19 protein-coding genes, 1 other RNA gene and 1 pseudogene are annotated in these 18,074 nt (G+C 22.1%); 6 read left to right on the top strand and 15 right to left on the bottom strand.

Going from position 1 to position 18,074, the window contains the following annotated elements:
• Nucleotides 1–39: 39 nt before the first annotated feature.
• From tal to APCICONF2801_RS02100, 3 genes are all read right to left on the bottom strand, one after another.
• On the bottom strand, nt 40–996 hold the full coding sequence (tal, locus tag APCICONF2801_RS00300) for a transaldolase (protein ID WP_075431696.1): 957 nt from the start codon (nt 994–996) through the stop codon (nt 40–42).
• Between the two features lie 104 nt (nt 997–1,100).
• On the bottom strand, nt 1,101–2,324 hold the full coding sequence (locus tag APCICONF2801_RS00295) for a beta-ketoacyl synthase N-terminal-like domain-containing protein (protein WP_075431694.1): 1,224 nt from the start codon (nt 2,322–2,324) through the stop codon (nt 1,101–1,103).
• A gap of 324 nt (nt 2,325–2,648) precedes the next feature.
• On the bottom strand, nt 2,649–2,915 hold the full coding sequence (locus APCICONF2801_RS02100; protein ID WP_075431693.1) for a hypothetical protein: 267 nt from the start codon (nt 2,913–2,915) through the stop codon (nt 2,649–2,651).
• Here APCICONF2801_RS02100 and rsmI point away from each other — a divergent pair.
• Both rsmI and rnpB read left to right on the top strand, forming a co-directional pair.
• Nucleotides 2,806–3,354 (top strand): annotated as a pseudogene (gene rsmI, locus APCICONF2801_RS02095) (16S rRNA (cytidine(1402)-2'-O)-methyltransferase); the annotation flags it as partial. The gene APCICONF2801_RS02100 and the pseudogene rsmI overlap by 110 nt on opposite strands.
• A gap of 78 nt (nt 3,355–3,432) precedes the next feature.
• Nucleotides 3,433–3,829: RNase P RNA component class A (gene rnpB / locus APCICONF2801_RS00285), an RNA gene on the top strand.
• A gap of 35 nt (nt 3,830–3,864) precedes the next feature.
• On the opposite strand, the gene APCICONF2801_RS00280 is transcribed toward rnpB, so the two are convergent.
• Entirely contained in the window at nt 3,865–5,211 is a 1,347-nt protein-coding gene (locus APCICONF2801_RS00280; RefSeq protein WP_075431691.1) for a metallopeptidase TldD-related protein, read from the bottom strand.
• Between the two features lie 312 nt (nt 5,212–5,523).
• Between APCICONF2801_RS00280 and ppa the strand changes: the two genes are divergently transcribed.
• The 3 genes from ppa to rpmG all read left to right on the top strand — a co-directional run bounded on the left by ppa (nt 5,524) and on the right by rpmG (nt 6,536).
• On the top strand, nt 5,524–6,063 hold the full coding sequence (gene ppa / locus APCICONF2801_RS00275; RefSeq protein ID WP_075431690.1) for an inorganic diphosphatase: 540 nt from the start codon (nt 5,524–5,526) through the stop codon (nt 6,061–6,063).
• A 68-nt stretch (nt 6,064–6,131) separates the two neighbouring features.
• Nucleotides 6,132–6,365 carry a 50S ribosomal protein L28 gene (gene rpmB, locus APCICONF2801_RS00270; protein ID WP_075431688.1) on the top strand — a complete coding sequence of 78 codons (234 nt, stop codon included), beginning with the start codon at nt 6,132–6,134 and terminating at the stop codon, nt 6,363–6,365.
• 3 nt (nt 6,366–6,368) lie between these two features.
• Nucleotides 6,369–6,536, top strand: coding sequence for a 50S ribosomal protein L33 (rpmG, locus tag APCICONF2801_RS00265; RefSeq protein ID WP_075431687.1), 168 nt, complete (start codon nt 6,369–6,371; stop codon nt 6,534–6,536).
• 112 nt (nt 6,537–6,648) lie between these two features.
• Here rpmG and APCICONF2801_RS00260 read toward each other — a convergent pair whose 3' ends face one another.
• From APCICONF2801_RS00260 to fliF, 10 genes are all read right to left on the bottom strand, one after another.
• Entirely contained in the window at nt 6,649–7,383 is a 735-nt protein-coding gene (locus APCICONF2801_RS00260) for a flagellar biosynthetic protein FliR (RefSeq protein ID WP_075432394.1), read from the bottom strand.
• A gap of 56 nt (nt 7,384–7,439) precedes the next feature.
• Nucleotides 7,440–7,715 (bottom strand): flagellar biosynthesis protein FliQ, encoded by a 276-nt coding sequence (gene fliQ / locus APCICONF2801_RS00255; RefSeq protein ID WP_075431685.1) that lies wholly within the window; start codon nt 7,713–7,715, stop codon nt 7,440–7,442.
• An 82-nt stretch (nt 7,716–7,797) separates the two neighbouring features.
• On the bottom strand, nt 7,798–8,538 hold the full coding sequence (gene fliP / locus APCICONF2801_RS00250) for a flagellar type III secretion system pore protein FliP (RefSeq protein WP_082252708.1): 741 nt from the start codon (nt 8,536–8,538) through the stop codon (nt 7,798–7,800).
• A gap of 8 nt (nt 8,539–8,546) precedes the next feature.
• Nucleotides 8,547–8,786, bottom strand: a complete 240-nt coding sequence (locus APCICONF2801_RS02120) for a hypothetical protein (RefSeq protein WP_419865539.1) — start codon at nt 8,784–8,786, stop codon at nt 8,547–8,549.
• A gap of 193 nt (nt 8,787–8,979) precedes the next feature.
• The gene (locus APCICONF2801_RS00245) at nt 8,980–10,344 is read right to left on the bottom strand and encodes a FliM/FliN family flagellar motor switch protein (protein WP_075431683.1); all 1,365 of its coding nucleotides are present in this window, start codon (nt 10,342–10,344) and stop codon (nt 8,980–8,982) included.
• 170 nt (nt 10,345–10,514) lie between these two features.
• A complete protein-coding gene (locus APCICONF2801_RS00240) occupies nt 10,515–10,742 on the bottom strand; it encodes a hypothetical protein (RefSeq protein WP_154021603.1) in 228 nt (75 codons plus the stop codon).
• A gap of 250 nt (nt 10,743–10,992) precedes the next feature.
• A complete protein-coding gene (locus tag APCICONF2801_RS00235) occupies nt 10,993–12,363 on the bottom strand; it encodes a FliI/YscN family ATPase (protein WP_075431679.1) in 1,371 nt (456 codons plus the stop codon).
• Nucleotides 12,360–13,040: a FliH/SctL family protein gene (locus APCICONF2801_RS00230; RefSeq protein ID WP_075431677.1), complete on the bottom strand. Its 681-nt coding sequence runs from the start codon at nt 13,038–13,040 to the stop codon at nt 12,360–12,362. The genes APCICONF2801_RS00235 and APCICONF2801_RS00230 overlap by 4 nt, the downstream gene beginning before the upstream one ends.
• 10 nt (nt 13,041–13,050) lie before the next feature.
• On the bottom strand, nt 13,051–14,028 hold the full coding sequence (locus tag APCICONF2801_RS00225; protein ID WP_075431675.1) for a FliG C-terminal domain-containing protein: 978 nt from the start codon (nt 14,026–14,028) through the stop codon (nt 13,051–13,053).
• Nucleotides 14,028–15,728: a flagellar basal-body MS-ring/collar protein FliF gene (gene fliF, locus APCICONF2801_RS00220; RefSeq protein WP_075431674.1), complete on the bottom strand. Its 1,701-nt coding sequence runs from the start codon at nt 15,726–15,728 to the stop codon at nt 14,028–14,030. Before fliF ends, APCICONF2801_RS00225 begins: the two co-directional genes overlap by 1 nt.
• 166 nt (nt 15,729–15,894) lie before the next feature.
• Here fliF and APCICONF2801_RS00215 point away from each other — a divergent pair, with 166 nt between their 5' ends.
• Entirely contained in the window at nt 15,895–16,230 is a 336-nt protein-coding gene (locus tag APCICONF2801_RS00215; RefSeq protein WP_075431672.1) for a flagellar hook-basal body complex protein FliE, read from the top strand.
• Between the two features lie 396 nt (nt 16,231–16,626).
• Here APCICONF2801_RS00215 and gltX read toward each other — a convergent pair whose 3' ends face one another.
• Nucleotides 16,627–18,036: a glutamate--tRNA ligase gene (gltX, locus tag APCICONF2801_RS00210; RefSeq protein ID WP_075431670.1), complete on the bottom strand. Its 1,410-nt coding sequence runs from the start codon at nt 18,034–18,036 to the stop codon at nt 16,627–16,629.
• Between the last annotated feature and the right edge of the window lie 38 nt (nt 18,037–18,074).

The raw sequence follows: 18,074 nt of genomic DNA, 5'->3' as shown, positions 1-18,074 counted from the left end.
ATTTATAAAAAAAATTTTAAAATTCATATCATCAATCACTTAAATTTTTTTTGATAGAAAAATTTCTAATTTCTCTTGATCGCTATTAAACTGACAAATGCCCTCAGATAATTTTTCAACAGCCATAGGATCTTGATTATGTAACCAACGAAATTCTGCTTCAGATAATACATTAGGTAGCATGTAACTTTTTTTAATCAGTTGACTATCTAATTTTCTATCTATTTGCGTCGTATATTTTTGTAATTCTAATAATAATACCGGGGATATTGTTAATCGATCACATCCAGCTAACTCTATAATTTGTTCTATTCTACGAAAACTTGCTCCCATAATAATAGTTTTATATCCATATTTTTTATAATGATAAAAAATTTTTTTTATAGCCATGATACCTGGATCTTCACTAGCTTTATAAATTTTTACCTGATTTTTTTTATTATACCAATCATAAATACGCCCTACAAATGGTGAAATTAAAAAAACTTGAGCATCAGCGCACGCTTGCGCTTGTGCAAAAGAAAATAATAAAGTTAGATTACAAAGAATACCCATTTCCTGTAAAGTTTTAGCAGCCTGAATACCTTCCCAAGTAGCTGCTAACTTTATTAAAATACGCGATTTATCTATTCCTAAAGTATTATATAAATTTACTATTTTAACTGCTTTTTTAATACATAAATCTATATTAAATGATAACTTTGCATCTATTTCTGTTGAGATATATCCCGGTATGTTTTTTAATATTTCAAAACCAAAAATTACTGATATCATATCTGTAGCATTAATTACTCTTTGCTCTATAGAACCACCTATTTTTTTAGCGTATATAATAGATTTTTCAACAAGTTGATTATATTTATTAGACAATACATTATTTAAAATAATCGAAGGATTAGTAGTGGCATCACTAGGTTTATATTTATGAATTAATTTTATATCTCCACTATCTACCGAAACTATAGTAAATTTTTTTAATACTTCTAATTGATCCATATATCCTCTTTTTAAAAATATTAGATAAAAAAACAAAAAAATATTCAATATTCAACAAAGAAAAAAATAAAAAAATAAATAAGAAAAAAATAAGAAAAAATCTATCAAGTATATTTTTTCAATACTAAACTCACATTGATTCCACCAAAACCAAAACTATTAGACATTGCTACAGAAAAATTTTTTTGAATACATTTTCTAACAATATTCATATTATATGCTAATGGATCTAAATGAACTATATTAATGCTGGGAGCAATAAAGTTATCAGTTAACATTAATAATATATAAATAATCTCATGAACTCCTGCAGCGCCTAATGAATGACCAGTAATTGACTTTGTAGAAGATATCCAAGGAATATTTTTAGAGAAAACGTTTTTTATAGCTTTTAGTTCTTTTAAATCGCCTATTTTAGTAGAAGTTCCATGTGCATTTAAATAATCTATTGATACCTCTAATCCTTGTAAAGCAGATTGCATAGCACGTTCAGTACCATCACCAGAAGGCTCAAAAATACTACTTCCATCACATGTTGAACCATAACCAATAATTTCAGCATATATTTTTGCTTTACGAGCTAAAGCAAAATTTAATTCTTCTACAACAATAATACCGCTTCCACCTGAAATTACAAATCCATCACGATTAATATCAAAAGCTCTAGAGGAAAGTTTTGGATTATCATTAAATTTTGTTGATAATACTCGCATCGCATCAAATTGACAAGCTAATTCTACACTTAGTTCTTCACTACCACCAGCAAAAACAATATCTTGTTTTCCTGATAAAATTAAATCTACTGCATGTCCAATGCAATTCGCAGAAGTTGCACATGCAGAATTAATTGAATAATTAACTCCATAAATTTTAAAAATTACACCTAATACTGCTGAAACAGAAGATGTCATATTTTTAATAATGGTAAATGGTCCTATTTTTTTAGGGTTCTTGTGACTTTTTATTAAATTAAACATTGTGGTTAAAACTTTAGGCGATCCACTCCCTGATCCAACTACCAGACCTATTCGAGGATTTTTTGAATATATATTAGGTGTTAACTTACTATCTTGAATAGCATTTTTCATCGACCAATAAGCATAATAAGAAGCATCATTCATAAATCTTAAAAAACTTTTTGGGGGTAATGATCGTTTATAAATATCAATATTTAAATTACCCCAGACATTACTACGTAAACCAAAATTTTTCATATTATTTGAAAATGAAATTCCTGAAACACCATTTTTTAAAGCGGATATAATATCACTTTTAGAATTTCCAATACTTGAAATGATACCTAACCCTGTAATAACTATTCTTTTCAAAGATTTTTATCTCTTAATGATTATATAATATCTTTAAAATAATTAATTTTTATTTTGTATATCTAAAAAATTATCATATAATATGTATATGTATTAATTATATATATATTATATATGTTTTTTAATTATAAAAAACAATTTTATTAAAATACACTTCTTAATATTATTTTTAAAATAAACTATAAATAAAAATATTTTAAATCAAAAAAAATAAAATATGAAGAAAAATTTATAACAATAACATGGTTAAAAATTATGTATAAAAAAAAAACTCTCTTGGAATATTATATATTGTACCAACACCTATTGGAAATCTTTTAGATATTACTTATCGAGCAGTAAATATATTAAAGAATGTTCATTATATTCTTTGTGAAAATATTCAGCATACTTTATGTTTGTTAAAACATTATTCCATAAACTCCAAATTGTTATTATTAAATATTCATAATGAAAAAAAAAAACTCGAGAATATCTTGAAATCTTAATCAATGGAAAAAATTTAGCTTTAGTTTCCAACGCGGGAACGCCATTAATTAATGATCCAGGAAATTTTCTTGTCCAAAACGCATATAAAAAAAAAATTCGCATTGTACCTTTACCTGGAGCATGCGCAGCTATTACAGCTTTAAGTGTATCCGGACTAAATATAAATAAATTTTGTTATGAAGGATTTTTATCTAATAAAAATAAAAAAAGAAAAAATCAACTCAATAATTTAAAAAATGAAAAAAGAACAATAATTCTTTATGAGTCCCCTCAAAGACTAAAAAAAACAATTCAATATATTGAGAGTGAAATGGGATCCACACGTATTTTAACTATTGCCAAAGAACTAACTAAAGTATGGGAAAATATTTATACCGGAACAGCAAAAAAAATTCTTCAAATGATTCAAGGAAATCCAAAATATAGAAAAGGTGAAATTGTAATTATAATAGACGGTAATAAAGAAAAAAATAAAGCTCAAATCATAAAAAAAATAAATAAAACATTTTATATATTAAAAAACGTAATGTCCACAAAAACTGCTATAAAAATAATTTCAAAAATATATAGAATTAAAAAAAATTCCATGTACAATATAATCGTCCAGAACCAAATCAATGAAGTTGATCAAACAGTCGCTGTTACAATTAATCATAATAACAGAGGAAAGTCCGGGCTCCATAGGGCAAAGGTGCCAGGTAACACCTGGGAAGAATAATCTTACGACTAGTGCAACAGAAAAAAAACTGCCTCATTATATTATATTATATTTTCTAATAAAAATTTTTAAGAAGAAATTATAAATAATAAAATAGGTCAAGGTGAAAAGGTGCGGTAAGAGCGCACCGCAAAGTTGGAGACAATTTTGGCACTGCAAACTCCACCTGGAGCAAGGCTAAACAGGGATCAAATAAAGCCCATATATTCCCGGGTAAGCTGCTTGAATTAATAAGTGATTATTAATCTAGATAAATGACTGTTCATGACAGAACCCGGCTTATCGATCAACTTCTTGATTGTTCTAAAAATTTATAGAATTATTGTAATAATATTACTTACCTGAAACTTGTATATTTTCTACTAGAATAGAAGAACAAAGAATTCTGTTATCTTTTTTTACATCATCAGATAATGTAATAATATTTCTCCAAATATCGATTAAATTTCCTGAAATTGTAATCTCACTCACTGCATAATCAATTTTTCCTTGTCTAATCCAAAAACCACAAGCGCCTCTTGAATAATCTCCTGTCATTATATTAACACCATTACCAAATAACTCTGTTATTAATAAACCGTTATATATTTCCTTAAAAAGAAATGGATATTTTATCACTGGTTTAGAACTATTTACTAACCAGTTATAAGTGCCACCGGCATGACCAGTACTATCGTATTTTAATTGATTTCCTGAATATGTATCTAATAACCATGTCTCTATACAACCTCGATTAATAATTTTTTTTTGCGTAGTAGCTACTCCTTCATGATCGAACAACTGAGAAAATAAACCTTTTTCTAAAAAAGGATCTTCAAAAATATTTAACCATTCAGGGAAAATTTTTTTCTTAAAATAATCTAATAAAAATGTTGTTTTTTTATAAATAGCATGACCATTTAATGCCGAAATTAAATATTTAAACAATCCTGCAGCGATATCAGAAGCAAATATAACCGGAATACGTTGAGTTTTTATTTTTTTTGCATTTAATTTCAAAATACTTTTTCTAGCACTTTCTCTTCCGATAAATTCAGGTGATTTTAAATCATAAAAATCACGAGCTATAGAATGAACAAAATCTCTTTCCATTGAAGTTTTATTACTAGCAACGGCACAATGAGATAAATAATTATATGTAGAACGATAAAAACCTAACCAGTCATAAGTATTACCTAAATATTTTAACGTAATGGAACTATCAAATGTAGCTCCTTCTGTATTGGTAATCTTTGAATCAAATTCTAAAGCACTATTTTCAACCACATTTAATAAATTAACAATCGTATTAAAATTATAAGACCAGGGAAAAAATAAATTTAAAGTTTTTTTATTATTAAACAATAAATTTCTTTTAGGTAATGTAGAATAAATATCTCGATCAGTATATTTAGAAATATTTATAGCTTTATCAATAGCTTTATAAATATTAGAAATCTTCACATTATTAAATAAAACAGATGCTTTTCGACCATGATTATATATAGTAACAAGACAAGTTACATTATTATATGATTCAATTTTATCAATATTTTTATATCGACTAGATACAAAAAAACCATACATTTTATTTAATTCAATACTGCCATGAAGATTTTTTTTTTTTAAATAAAATAAAGAACTTGTTAATAATTCCAAAAATTTCTTTTCACAATCTTTTACTTCATCAAACAATAACATTTCAGTTATCCTTTTCAAAATATAAAATAAAAAATATTTTCATAAAAAAAATGATATAATTTATTACTTTTTAAAAAAATAAAAAGAAAAAAAGTTTTTATATATATAAATATAAAATTTTATAAAAAAATATTCAGCACCTATCTACTATATAATAATTACTATGAATAATATAATATTTTTACAAAAAAAATAATATATAAAAATATCAAAAAAATTTTAAAAAGTATTTTATTTTTAATTTTATAAAATCTATAAAAAATATGTTTACCTTATTTTATATTAATCTCTTTTTATTCAAGGAAAAATTATATGAATAATTTTCAAAATATTCCAATAGGAAAAAAAATTCCATATGATATATATGGAATTATTGAAATTCCAGCTTTTTCTAGTCCCGTAAAATATGAAATAAATAAAAATTATAACGCTCTTTTTGTAGATCGATTTATAGCGACCCCTATGTTTTATCCATGTAATTATGGTTTTATCAATAATACTTTAGGTTCAGATGGCGATCCTTTAGATATTATGATTCCAACACCTTATCCTATCCAATCAAAAGCTGTTATAAGATGCAAACCTATTGGTATGTTAGAAATGGAAGACGAAAAAGGAAAGGATATAAAAATTATAGCAGTTCCACATAAATCAATTACAAAAGAATATCAACATATTAAAGATATTGAATATTTGCCGCAGCTCCTCAAAAAACAAATACTATATTTTTTTGAAAATTATAAATCTCTAGAAAATAAAAAATGGGTAAAGATTCAAGGTTGGAAAAGCGCTCAAAATGCACAAAATGAAATTTTATACGCTTATGAAAAAAATAAAAAAAAAATAAACTAAAAAAATATCATCATTAATTAATTAATTTAAAATTCATTAATGTAATCTTATTCTAGGAAAAAAATTATATGGCAAAAATATGTCAAATTACAAAAAGAAAATCAGTTTTTGGAAACCGTAGATCACATGCTATGAATGCAACAAAAAGAAAATTTTGTATTAATTTACAATATCATCGATTTTGGATACCTCAAGAAAAAAAATTTATTAAAATTAGAATTTCAACAAAAGGATTGCGCATAATTAATAAATTAGGCATTAAAGAAACATATCAAAAATATATTACTAAAAAAAAGAGATAAACAATGGCTAAAAATAATCGCATTAATATTAAATTAATATCTTCAGGTAAAACTGGACATTATTACACAACTACAAAAAATAAAAGAAATCAACCCGATAAGTTGCAATTAAAAAAATACGATCCTATTCTTAAAAAACATGTCATATATACAGAAAAAAAAATAAAATAAAAAAATATTTAAATTTATGGAGATCTATAAAAAGATCCCCATATCTTTTATATTAATTAATCATTTTTCTAAATTTTTTATTAAAAATATAATATCTCTATATTTTAAAATTTTAATATAGATAAAAATTTTTTTTTGATTCTAAAAATAATAAATATTTTAAAACATAACTAAAAAAAGAAAAAAAAATAGGAAATAAAAAAATAACAAAAAACTTTAAAAATAAAATACCTATTATTAAAATAGCAGGAAAAAAAACAGAAAATAATGACACTTGTGGAATCATCTTATTTAATATAGCTAAACTCATTTGTACAATTAATAAAAAAAACAAAATTGGAAGACTTAAAAAAAGACCGCTAAAAAAAATAATATTCGAAAAATATAACAAAGAAAAAAACATCTTTTTACTTATATAAGGATGAAATAAAGGAAAAACATTAAAACTTTTTATTAAAACCTTAATAATCCAAATATGTCCGTTAAAAAAATAAAAAAATAAAAATAAAAAAATATTTAAAAAATGTGATATAACTAAAAACTGACTATTTTCATTAGAATCAAAAAAAATCGAAAATGATAATCCTATCTGCGAACTAATAATTTCTCCTGTTAAATATATCGACGCAAAAACCAGTTGAATAGAAAATCCTAAAATCATACCTACTAATATTTGATATATCAACAAAAAAAATAACTCTTGATTAAATTGAACTTTTACTCCAAAAGATAATAAAGGAGATAAAAAAAAAGCAATAAAATATACAAATAAAATTTTTATTGGAGCAGTAATATTTTTATTATTAAATAAAGAAGAAAAACTAAAAAAAGCAAAAATTCTTGTCATAATTAAAATTATATGAAAATTTATAAAAAACAAAAAAAATTGTATAATAAAATTATTCATGTTGATAAAATAATAATCGGTATAAGATGAAATATATTATGAATATAATTAACCATAATTCTTAACATCCATGGCCCGAAAAAAATTCCTGAAATAAAAACTGATATCACTTTAGGTATAAAAGATAAAGTTTGTTCGTTAATTTGAGTAACAGCTTGAAAAATACTCACAAACAAACCGCTAATTAACGAAGCAATTAAAAATGGAGCTGATAACATTAACCCTAATTTAATAGAATTATGAAATAAATTTATAATAAATTCTTGAGTCATTATAATATAACCTTACATATTGGAAAGATTATTAAATAATAAAAAAAAAAATGAATTTTTTAAGTTATTTATAAAAATAAAATTACATTAAAAAACTTTGAGATAGTGACATAATTAATAAACGCCACCCATCCGCTAAAACAAATAAAATTAATTTAAAAGGTAAAGAAATAGTAGACGGCGGAACCATCATCATTCCTAAGGCCATTAATATACTGGCTACTACTAAATCAATAATTAAAAAAGGTATAAAAATTGTAAAACCAATCTGAAAAGCAGTTTTTAATTCACTAATCATAAAAGCTGGCAATAATATTCTCATTGGAACATATGATTTTTTTTCAGTATAAGGAACTTTTGCTAAGTTAAAAAATAATAATAAATCAGATAATTTAGTTTGTTTTCTCATGAAATTATGTAGTGGTATAAAAGAACGTTTTAAAGCAATCTCTAAATTAATTTCTTCATTTCTAAACGGAATATATGCCTTTTGATAAACTTTTTCAAGAACCGGAGACATAATAAAAAACGTCAGGAATAGGGATAATCCTACAAGAATTTGATTAGGAGGCGAGTATGGTGTTCCTAAAGCATTTCTTAAAAAACCAAAAACAATAATAATCCGAGTAAAACTCGTCATCATTAATAAAGCTACCGGAATAAAACTTAACAATGTAAATATAACAAATGTTTCAAGAGAAAATTTCCAAAAATTGCTACCTTGATTGATAACATTAAATATTGACTCAAAAGAAAAATCAGCAAATGATGTAACTGGATATAATGCAATAAAAAAAAAGAAAAGAATAAATTTATTAAACATTAAATTTTCTACCTAAATTTATTAAAAAATTTTTTTATGATCTTAAATATACTATCTTTTTTTCGAAAATATTTATGATTTTTCTCATAAGAAATTTTTTTTAATGATGGAAAAATATATAAAATAGTAATTTTATTCGGCGTAACAGCTAATACAAAATTTTTATTATATATATTAACTGTACAAATAAAATTTGAAGAATTTAAATAACATTTATTAAGAACATATATTGATTGATTTTCTTTCATATTATGAAAAAGGTTACTTTTTTTATATATAAAAAAAAACAAAAAAATAATCACTAAAACATAAAAAAGCGCGCCGCTAAAATGTAAAATCAGTTCATTATTCTTCATATTTTAATTTTCTTTAAAAAAAAATAATTTTTTTAATCATCATTGAGGATACCATTACCTATATGATATTCTTTGTCTGAGGCACCTATATTGCTAAATTTTGCATAAGATTTATGATACGAACACCATACTTTTCATTAACAATAACTAATTCACCTAAAGCTAATAAATAATCTTGAATATATATTTTTAATGGAACATTTTCCTTTTCATTTAACTGAAGTATTGATCCTTCAGATAAATTTAGTAATTTCTTTAAACTTAATTTTTTAGTTCCTAATTCAATAGTAATAGCAACCGGGATATTCATAAACGGTTTCATTTTTTTTAAAAAATCTAAAAAATCATTTTTTTTACTAGATATAGTATCTCCTGTTTCTTCTTTTTTTAAAATCTTCTGTTTATATATTTTATTATCACTGAAATCTTGATGAATTTTAATATCGTTATTAGATGCACTATCTTTTGAAGAAATAATAAACTTTTTATTTATCATACATTTATTCTCTGCATTAATAAAATTCTTAAAATATAAAGAACGATAACCATGATATATACCATATCTTCCTAAAATCAAAGGGAAATTATCAAAAAAACCCAATACATATTTTATTTTTTTTATACAAAAAATATCACCAATTCTTAAATCAAAAAAATCATTCAGTGATATAAAATAACTCATAATATTTATTTTTAAAAATAAATTAATAGATTTAATATTACATTCTATTTTTTTATTCCAAATTGTTTTAATATTTTTTTTTAAAAGATTATTTTGTTCATCATTTTTTAAAAAAATTTTGTATAAAATACTTTTTGGTATATATATTTTAATAACTTCTTTAAGGGAACTAAAAGTAACTTGAAACAAAAAAATGATATAATCATCTAAATTATTATTTTTAAAAAAATTTTTTACTGAATTTTTATTTTTAAAAACAGATTGAATAGAAATTCGAAAAAATTTTTTTAAGAAATCATTAAATATAATTAATATATTGTTTAAAACATGATTTATGATAGCAATATTATTTTTCTTTTTTGTACAATAAATGTTTTTTTTATATGCTATTAAATCACTATCTCCAAATAAAATATAAGTAAAAATTGCAAAAAAATTATGAGAAACCATTAAAATACAATATTCTTTTAAATTAGCAAGTTGAAAAATATTACTCTCTTGTTCAGATAATATTTTTTTTGCATAATATTGATTATTATATTTAAAAGATAAATATTGAAAATTAAATTTTATAGAAAAATTTTTTTTAAATCCATCATATAACATACAAGAAAATTGATGAAATAAAGCATCAAAGAAAAAAATTTTTCTATTAAACAAAAAACTTTTTAATTGTAAATTATCATTAGAAGAAGGTACACGTTGATCTTCTAAAGATATAGAATTTTTTTGATATTGAAATTTAACTGGCTTATTAATTAATTTCATATCATTTAGAAAAAATTTTTTTTTAACATGTTACCTCTCAAATAAAAAATTTTTTATAAAAAATTTTAAAAAATTACAAAAAAAATCCTATTTTTATTTCAATATTATATAAAATAAAAATTAAAAAATAATAACTTTTTTTTAATTAATTTTTTTATAAAAAAAATTACTTATTTAATATTTTTTCGTAAATATATTAATGTTTCAATAAAATTATCAGAATTTCTTTGTTCTTTTAACATAGAATTTTTTTTAATATTTTTATAAATATATGATTCTAAAAAACATATTTTTTTAAAAAAAAAATAAAAATTTTTGTGTAATTTCCAATGAATCTTTAATTTTTTATTATAATAATCGATATATTTATATTGTTTTAAAATAACTGTCTTTAACATATATAAAAAATTGAAGTAAGTATTTACTTGATACTGACTAATACCTATCAAAAAATCTTTATATAAATCATTATAATACTCTTTATAATATTTTTTTAATTGTAATATCTGATCAAAAATTTTTTTTTTTATGTATATAATCTTTTATTATATACATATTCTTTCTAATCGACAATTGAGATTTTTTTTTTAAATATAGCAAACTTCTTAAATAATTATTTTTCATATACTTTCCATAAAAAAACAATTTTTAAATATTATTTAATAATTTTTCTAATTTTTCAATAGAATATTGATAAGAAAAATGCTCAAAAAAATCTTGCTGTAAAAATTTTGTTAATTTTGGCCATATTTTAATAGCTATATCTAATAAATTATTTGTTCCTACAACATAAGCACCTAAAGTAATAAGATCTTGATGCAAGATATAACATGAAATTAATTTTTTAATATAAATAGCACTTTTTCTATGTCGAGAATTAATAATAGATGACATCACCCTACTGATTGATTTACTAATATCTATTGCTGGATAATGCCCAGTATCTGCTAAATCATTAGATAAAAAAATATGTCCATCTAATATAGATTTTGAAATATCCAAGATAGGATCATTAGACTCATCGCCTTCTGTAAGAATCGTATAAATAGCAGTAATAGAACCAAAATTTTTCGAAATATTTCCTGTTCTTTCTATTAATTCCGGAATTTTTGAAAAAATAGACGCAGGATACCCTTTCGCAATTGGTATTTCATTAATTGACAATGATATTTCTCTATACGCCATAGCATATCGAGTTAATGAATCAGCAATTAATAAAATATTATTATTTTTTTTACAAAAATATTCCGCAATAGATGTAGCATATTGTATAGCTTGTACTCGAAATAATGGCGAAGTACCTGCGGGAGAAACTATTACTACAGATTTTTTAAGACTTTCAGGTCCTAAAATATTATCAAGAAACTCTTTTACTTCTCTTCCACGTTCTCCTACCAAGACGATAACAATAATATCTACTTTAGAATGTCGGGCAATCATACCTAATAACATGCTTTTTCCAACACCAGCACGAGCAAAAATTCCAATTCTTTGACCTTTTCCGATAGTTAATAAACTATTAATAGCGCAAATACCAGTATCAAAAATTTCTTTAATGGGCGCACGATTTAATGGGTTTATTATTTGAGAAGATAAATCTCGATAATCATCTGTATGAATATTATTAAGACCGTCTAAAGGTAAACCAAAACTATCTAAAACACGCCCCAGTAATTTATATGAAAAAGGAAGTTTATCAAATATTAAAAATGTACTACTAAAAAATGAATAAGAAAAAACTTTAGCTCCCGGAAAAATACCATCTAAAGAATAAAGAGGCATTAAAAAACTATTTTTTTTAGAAAAACCAACAATTTTACAAATAATCGTAGGAGCTTTATTTTGATTATTATTTTCAATAAAACAAAATTTTCCAATAGGTAAAGTGATTCCAGACGCTTTCACTAAAAAATTATTTATACTAATAATATACCCTATCGATATAAAATTAGAGATAAAACTAATTTTTTTTTTAAAAATATTTACTCTTTTACACCATTTATTTTTTTTAAAAGTCATATTTTATCCTTTTGAACTAACAAAACTTGTTCAATTTCATTCCAACACCGCTCTACTGTAGCGTCTATCTCGCCTTCATCAGCAAGAACATAACAACTATGCATATTAATTTTTTTATCAGTACTCAATGTCCAATTATATAATTTTAATAATCTACCAAATTTTTCTTCTATAATTTTTTTTTTCTGAGGATGAATAAATAATTTAGGATTTCTTAACGTGCGTCTAAAATTTTTTAAAATATTTTTTATTTTATCTAATATAAAATTTTCATTAATTAATAATGAATTAGAAACAACAATTTTAGATATTTTAACAATCATTTTTAATAATTTTAATTCAAGCTGACTATCTAAATCATTAATCGACTTCCAGAAACATTTCAAAATATTTGAAAATTGTATCTGCAAATATTGTTCATAATTTTTTAAATATTTTAATGAAATTGAATTAAAACCCTGAAACCACCCCCGTTGATAACCTGTATCCAATCCTATTTGATACCCTTTTAGATACTGTTGTAAATTTTTTTTATTCATTTTTTTTTTAGAGTCTTTTTTGGAAGAATAATCTTTTTTTATTGTCAATGATTTAACGATATTATTTTCTTTACTATTTTCATCGCGCAAGTTTGGTCTCCAACGTTTCCATATTTTTTTTTTTATAAAATTTTTCATATTTATTTTCCTATCTTTTATTAATAAAAATTTTTCCTGTTTTTATAAACCCTTTAATAATATTTAATACTTTACGCTTCGCTAATGATATTTCTAAAAAAGAAAAAATTTTATTATCTAAATTTTTATTATAAAAATAATTATGTTCTTTTTTTGAAAAATTTTTATAAAATCTATTAGTTATACTTTCATCTATTGCTTTTAAACCCTTATATAATATTTCTAAATCAATATTTTGGATAATAAACTTAATATCATCATTACTTATGTTACACATATCGTTCCAAGTAAATAAAATACAATTAATTTCATTCGCTAAAGTTATATCTACAGATTTAATTTGTAGTAAAATATTTTTAATATTTTTTTTATTAAATAATTTTAAAATTTCTGTAATACGTCTTGTATTTTTTTTAGTCTTTAAAGAATTTTTATATTTCTTTAATAAGTATGCGAGAATTTGATTAAATTCTAATAAACCATGAGTAGTTAAAGGAATGAAATTTTCAATATCTAATAAAAAATTAGATTGTTCTATGATGTCAAATAATAATAGTAATTTTGCTGACACCGATTTTGAAAAATAAGTTAAAAGAACGGTAATAATCTGTTTGTGTTCATTTTTTACTAATAAAAAAATTTCATGAACATCTAGCGTTTCTAAAAAAATAATTTTTTTTTGAATAGATTTTTTTAATAAACATTCTTGAAGTACTATAGAACTTTTTTTATCACCTAAGCTTTTTTTAACTAATTGAGAAATATTATTTGTAATATCAAAACTAGATAATTTACTTTGATTTAAATATTGATAAAAATTTTTTATTATTTCCGAGGTATCATAATAAACTGTTAAATCAAAAGAAATCATAGCTTGTATTAATTGGCTAATTTCTTTATCAGAAAAAAATTCTAAGGTTTTTGCCGCTTCATCAATATTAATAGACATTAATAAAAGTGCGCTTCTTTGAATACCATTTAAATTCATTATTTATTTTTCATCCATAAACGAATAACTTTAGCTATAATTTTAGGGTCAATATCTAATTTCTTTTTATTATTAAAAAAATGTTTTGAATTTAATAAAATATTTTTATTTCTTAGTGCTATAGAAAATAATTGTTTTGAATTATCTGATTGAGAAAAAGATCTTTCTTTGTAAAAAGGTAAACCTTTAACTATATTATTATTTTTTATATATCGCTCAATAATTTTACGCATTAAAATAAAGAAAAAAACAAAAAAGAAGAAGAAAATAATAAAAAATTTATAAGAAAAAATCAAATTTTTATAAAATAAAAAAGAATTTATATGAATATCTTTTTTAGAAGTAAAAAATAATATATTGATTATCTGTAAAAAATCTCCGTGTTGATTTGAAAAATTCATTGCTGATTTTGTCATATTTGTAATATCTTTTATCTCTTTTACAGTCAATGGTATTAACTTTCCTAAGCTATTTTTTTTATAATTCACTAAAATTCTAACAGAAAAACTAATCAATGAATTTCGAAAAGTACGTGGATAAAAATCAGTATTATATTTTTCTATATTTTTTTTTCTTATACCAAAAAAATGAGATGAATTATTATTACTATTTCTTAATTTTAATATCTTTTTATCCGGAATGCTATTATTGACGGTAAAAATTTTTCTGATAGATTGAGAATTAATATTTTTCCGCATTCCAGTAACAATAGGCTTAATTTTTTTAGAACAAATATGAGAAGAAACATTTTTCAAAAAATTATTTTTTTTTGTAATGCCTAAGTTGTTTAAATATTCAGGTACTAAATTTAATAAATCAGGAATTTTTTTATTATGTTTTTTGTCTTTATATACAATGTTACGACGTTCTTGACATGAAATAATATGAGGATTTATTTGAATAATAAAATTTTTTGATCCTAAAAGAGGTCTTAAAATTTCGTTAATACGATGTAGATAATAATCTTTTAAAAAATCAACCTTTTTTTTTATATCATTATTGAAAAAACGTTTTAAATTTAAAGATAATTGATTCAATAAATTCCCATTATGATCAATGATTACAATATGATCTGCAGATAAATGAGAAATACTACCTGAAATAAGAGAAGAAATAGAATCAATTTGATTTTTTTTTAAGTAAGTGTCTGGATATAAAGTCACTACTACTGCCGCTGATGGAATCTCTTTTTTTTGTAAAAAATCATTATTTTTTTGATACGATAAATGTACACGTGCATACTTTATAGGAAAAATATTCATTAATGTTTTTGATAATTCTCCCTCTAAACCTCTATGATAATTTAATTTTTCATTAAATTGACTGATATTAAATTTATCATTATTTAAAAAATCAAAACCATAAATTTTTTCTTTATTTAAGTTATTATTCAATAATTTAAAACGTAATTCATGTATCCTATTTTCAGGAACTGAAAGAGACCCGGAAATATTATTAAATTTATATGGAATTTTCATAGATTGCAATTGAGAAACCACCCAAAATTCATCTTGATTAGATAAATGATCATATAAAACAGAATAATGAATATTATTAAACCATAAAATAAAAACAATTATAAAAGATAAAAAAAAAGAAAAAAAAACCATAAAAAATTGAAAATTTTTTAAAAAATAAAGAAAAATATTATTCCAATATTTAGTGCTTTCTGTTGTAACAATTTTATTTTTAATTTTCATTCAATTTACCTATCCTAAAAATATTCATATAATTTTTCTGTATTTTAGAGTAGAACTTGTAAGAAAATACAAAAAAGATATAATATAAAAAAATAATCATTTTTTTTAAAATATTAATGACTATAAAAGTTAATAAGTTATTTTAAAAAGTTATCGGACCACAACTATGAATATAAAGAATATCAAAAAAAATACACCAAAACCAATATATAATCAAAAAATAAAAAATAGTTATCATCAGAAAAAAAAAATAAAGAGTCAATTCTTTAAGATCGTTAATAAAATTTTAAATAAAAAAATTAATAAAAAAAAAGATAATTTTTTAAATATAAATAAAATTAAACTAAATGAAAAAATTAAAAAAATAAAACAAAAAAATTATCTAGGTTATAAAGATAAATGTATCGAATTAAATCAGGAAGGATTATGGATAAAAACATTAACCCAAATCAGAAAAAAACTAATTAGTGCATATGAAGAAATTATAAATATGCCAGTATAAATATATAAAAAATAAAATCATTATGCCAGATAATATATAATCTAGCATAATGCAATACTTATAAAAAGATGATCTATTATCCGTTAAATCATCTTAAAAAAGATATCTATGCAAAAAAAGAGGTTTAAAATATTTTTAAAAAAAAAATTAAAACTAAAAAAATATTTATTCACATATAAATTTTTCAAAAAAAGAGAAAATTTATAAAAAAATAAAAATAAAAAACAATTAAGAGATAAAAATCTATAGTAAAAATTATTTACTATATTAGTAATCATAAATCTTTAATATCTTTTGATTAAAAAATATTATAGTTTTTTATAAAAAAAAGATCACATAAATATTTTTAATAAAAAAAAATTTAAAAAAAAATAAATAATATTAAATGATTTTTTATTAAGATTGATTAAAATATTTTAAAGTATTAAGTAAACGACATAAAACACGAGTTTTACCTAAATAAAAAATTACTGATATAATACCTGGAGTATGCTGCATTCCTGTAACACTAATCCGTAATAACATAGCAATTTTTTTATATTTAATATTCAACATTAACAATGAATTTTTAAGAATATTTGATAATTCTTTAGTATTCCAATTTAATACTGTTAAAAACTTCTTATAAACAAAGGTTAATATTTCAATATTTTGTATATTATAAAATTTTTTTATATTTTCTACTTGTGCAATATTAAATTCTTTATAAAAATACGGGTACGACTCTAAAAAATCTTTTAAAGTTCTATGACGAGACATAAAATCTTTAATAATATTACTTGAATCTATATCTGGAAAAAAAGAAATACCTATTTTTTTCATATATGAAAAAAGATAATTATTTACTCGTTTATTAGGTAAATTAGATAAATAATGATGATTTAACCATAATAATTTATTTTTATTTAAAATGCTTGGCGATTTACTAACTGATTTAAAATTAAATAAATGAATCATTTCCTCTACAGTAAAAATTTCTTGATCTTTATGTGCCCAGCCTAATCGCAAAATATAATTTAATAATGCTTCAGTAATATACCCGTCACGAAAATATTGTATAATACTTGGTGTATCACTATTTCTTTTAGATAATTTTTGTCCATCTGCAGCTAAAATCATGGGTACGTGGGCATATTGAGGAATATTTTTTTGTAAAGCATGTAATAAATTAATTTGTCGAGGAGTATTATTAATATGATCTTCACCTCGAATCACATGAGTAATCTCCATAGAGTAATCATCTACTACAACACAAAAATTATACGTTGGTATTCCGTTGGATCTTTGAATGACTAAATCGTCCAACTCAGAATTTAAAAACGTTATTTTTCCTCGAATAAGATCGGTAAATTCAACATATCCATTTTCTGGATTTTTAAAACGAACAACATATGGTGTATTTGATTTATTAAAAGATAAAGACAAATCTCTACATTTTTTATCATATCTTGGTTTTTCTTTTTTTTCTATTTGATTTTTACGTAACTTTTCTAAGCGCTGAACTGAGCAATAACATTTATAAGCAGTACCATTATTTAACATAGTTCGAATAACATTTTGATATATTGCTAAACGTTTACTTTGAAAATATGGTTCTTCATCCCAAAATAAACCTAATTTATATAAACTGTTTATAATCTCATTCACTGAACTTTTTTGTAATCGATTAATATCGGTATCTTCAATACGTAATATAAAAGATCCTCCAAACTTACGTGCAAATAACCAAGAATATAAAGCGGTACGAACTCCACCGATATGTAATACACCAGTCGGACTAGGTGAAAATCTAGTTTTAACTTTCATATAGTAACCTATAAAAAATATTTATTAAGAATAAAAAT

The organism is Buchnera aphidicola (Cinara confinis) (genome assembly GCF_900128735.1).
Classification (GTDB): domain Bacteria; phylum Pseudomonadota; class Gammaproteobacteria; order Enterobacterales; family Enterobacteriaceae; genus Buchnera_F; species Buchnera_F aphidicola_L.
Note: the sequence above shows the minus strand (reverse complement) of the source record. Positions and strands in the feature narration are given on the sequence as shown.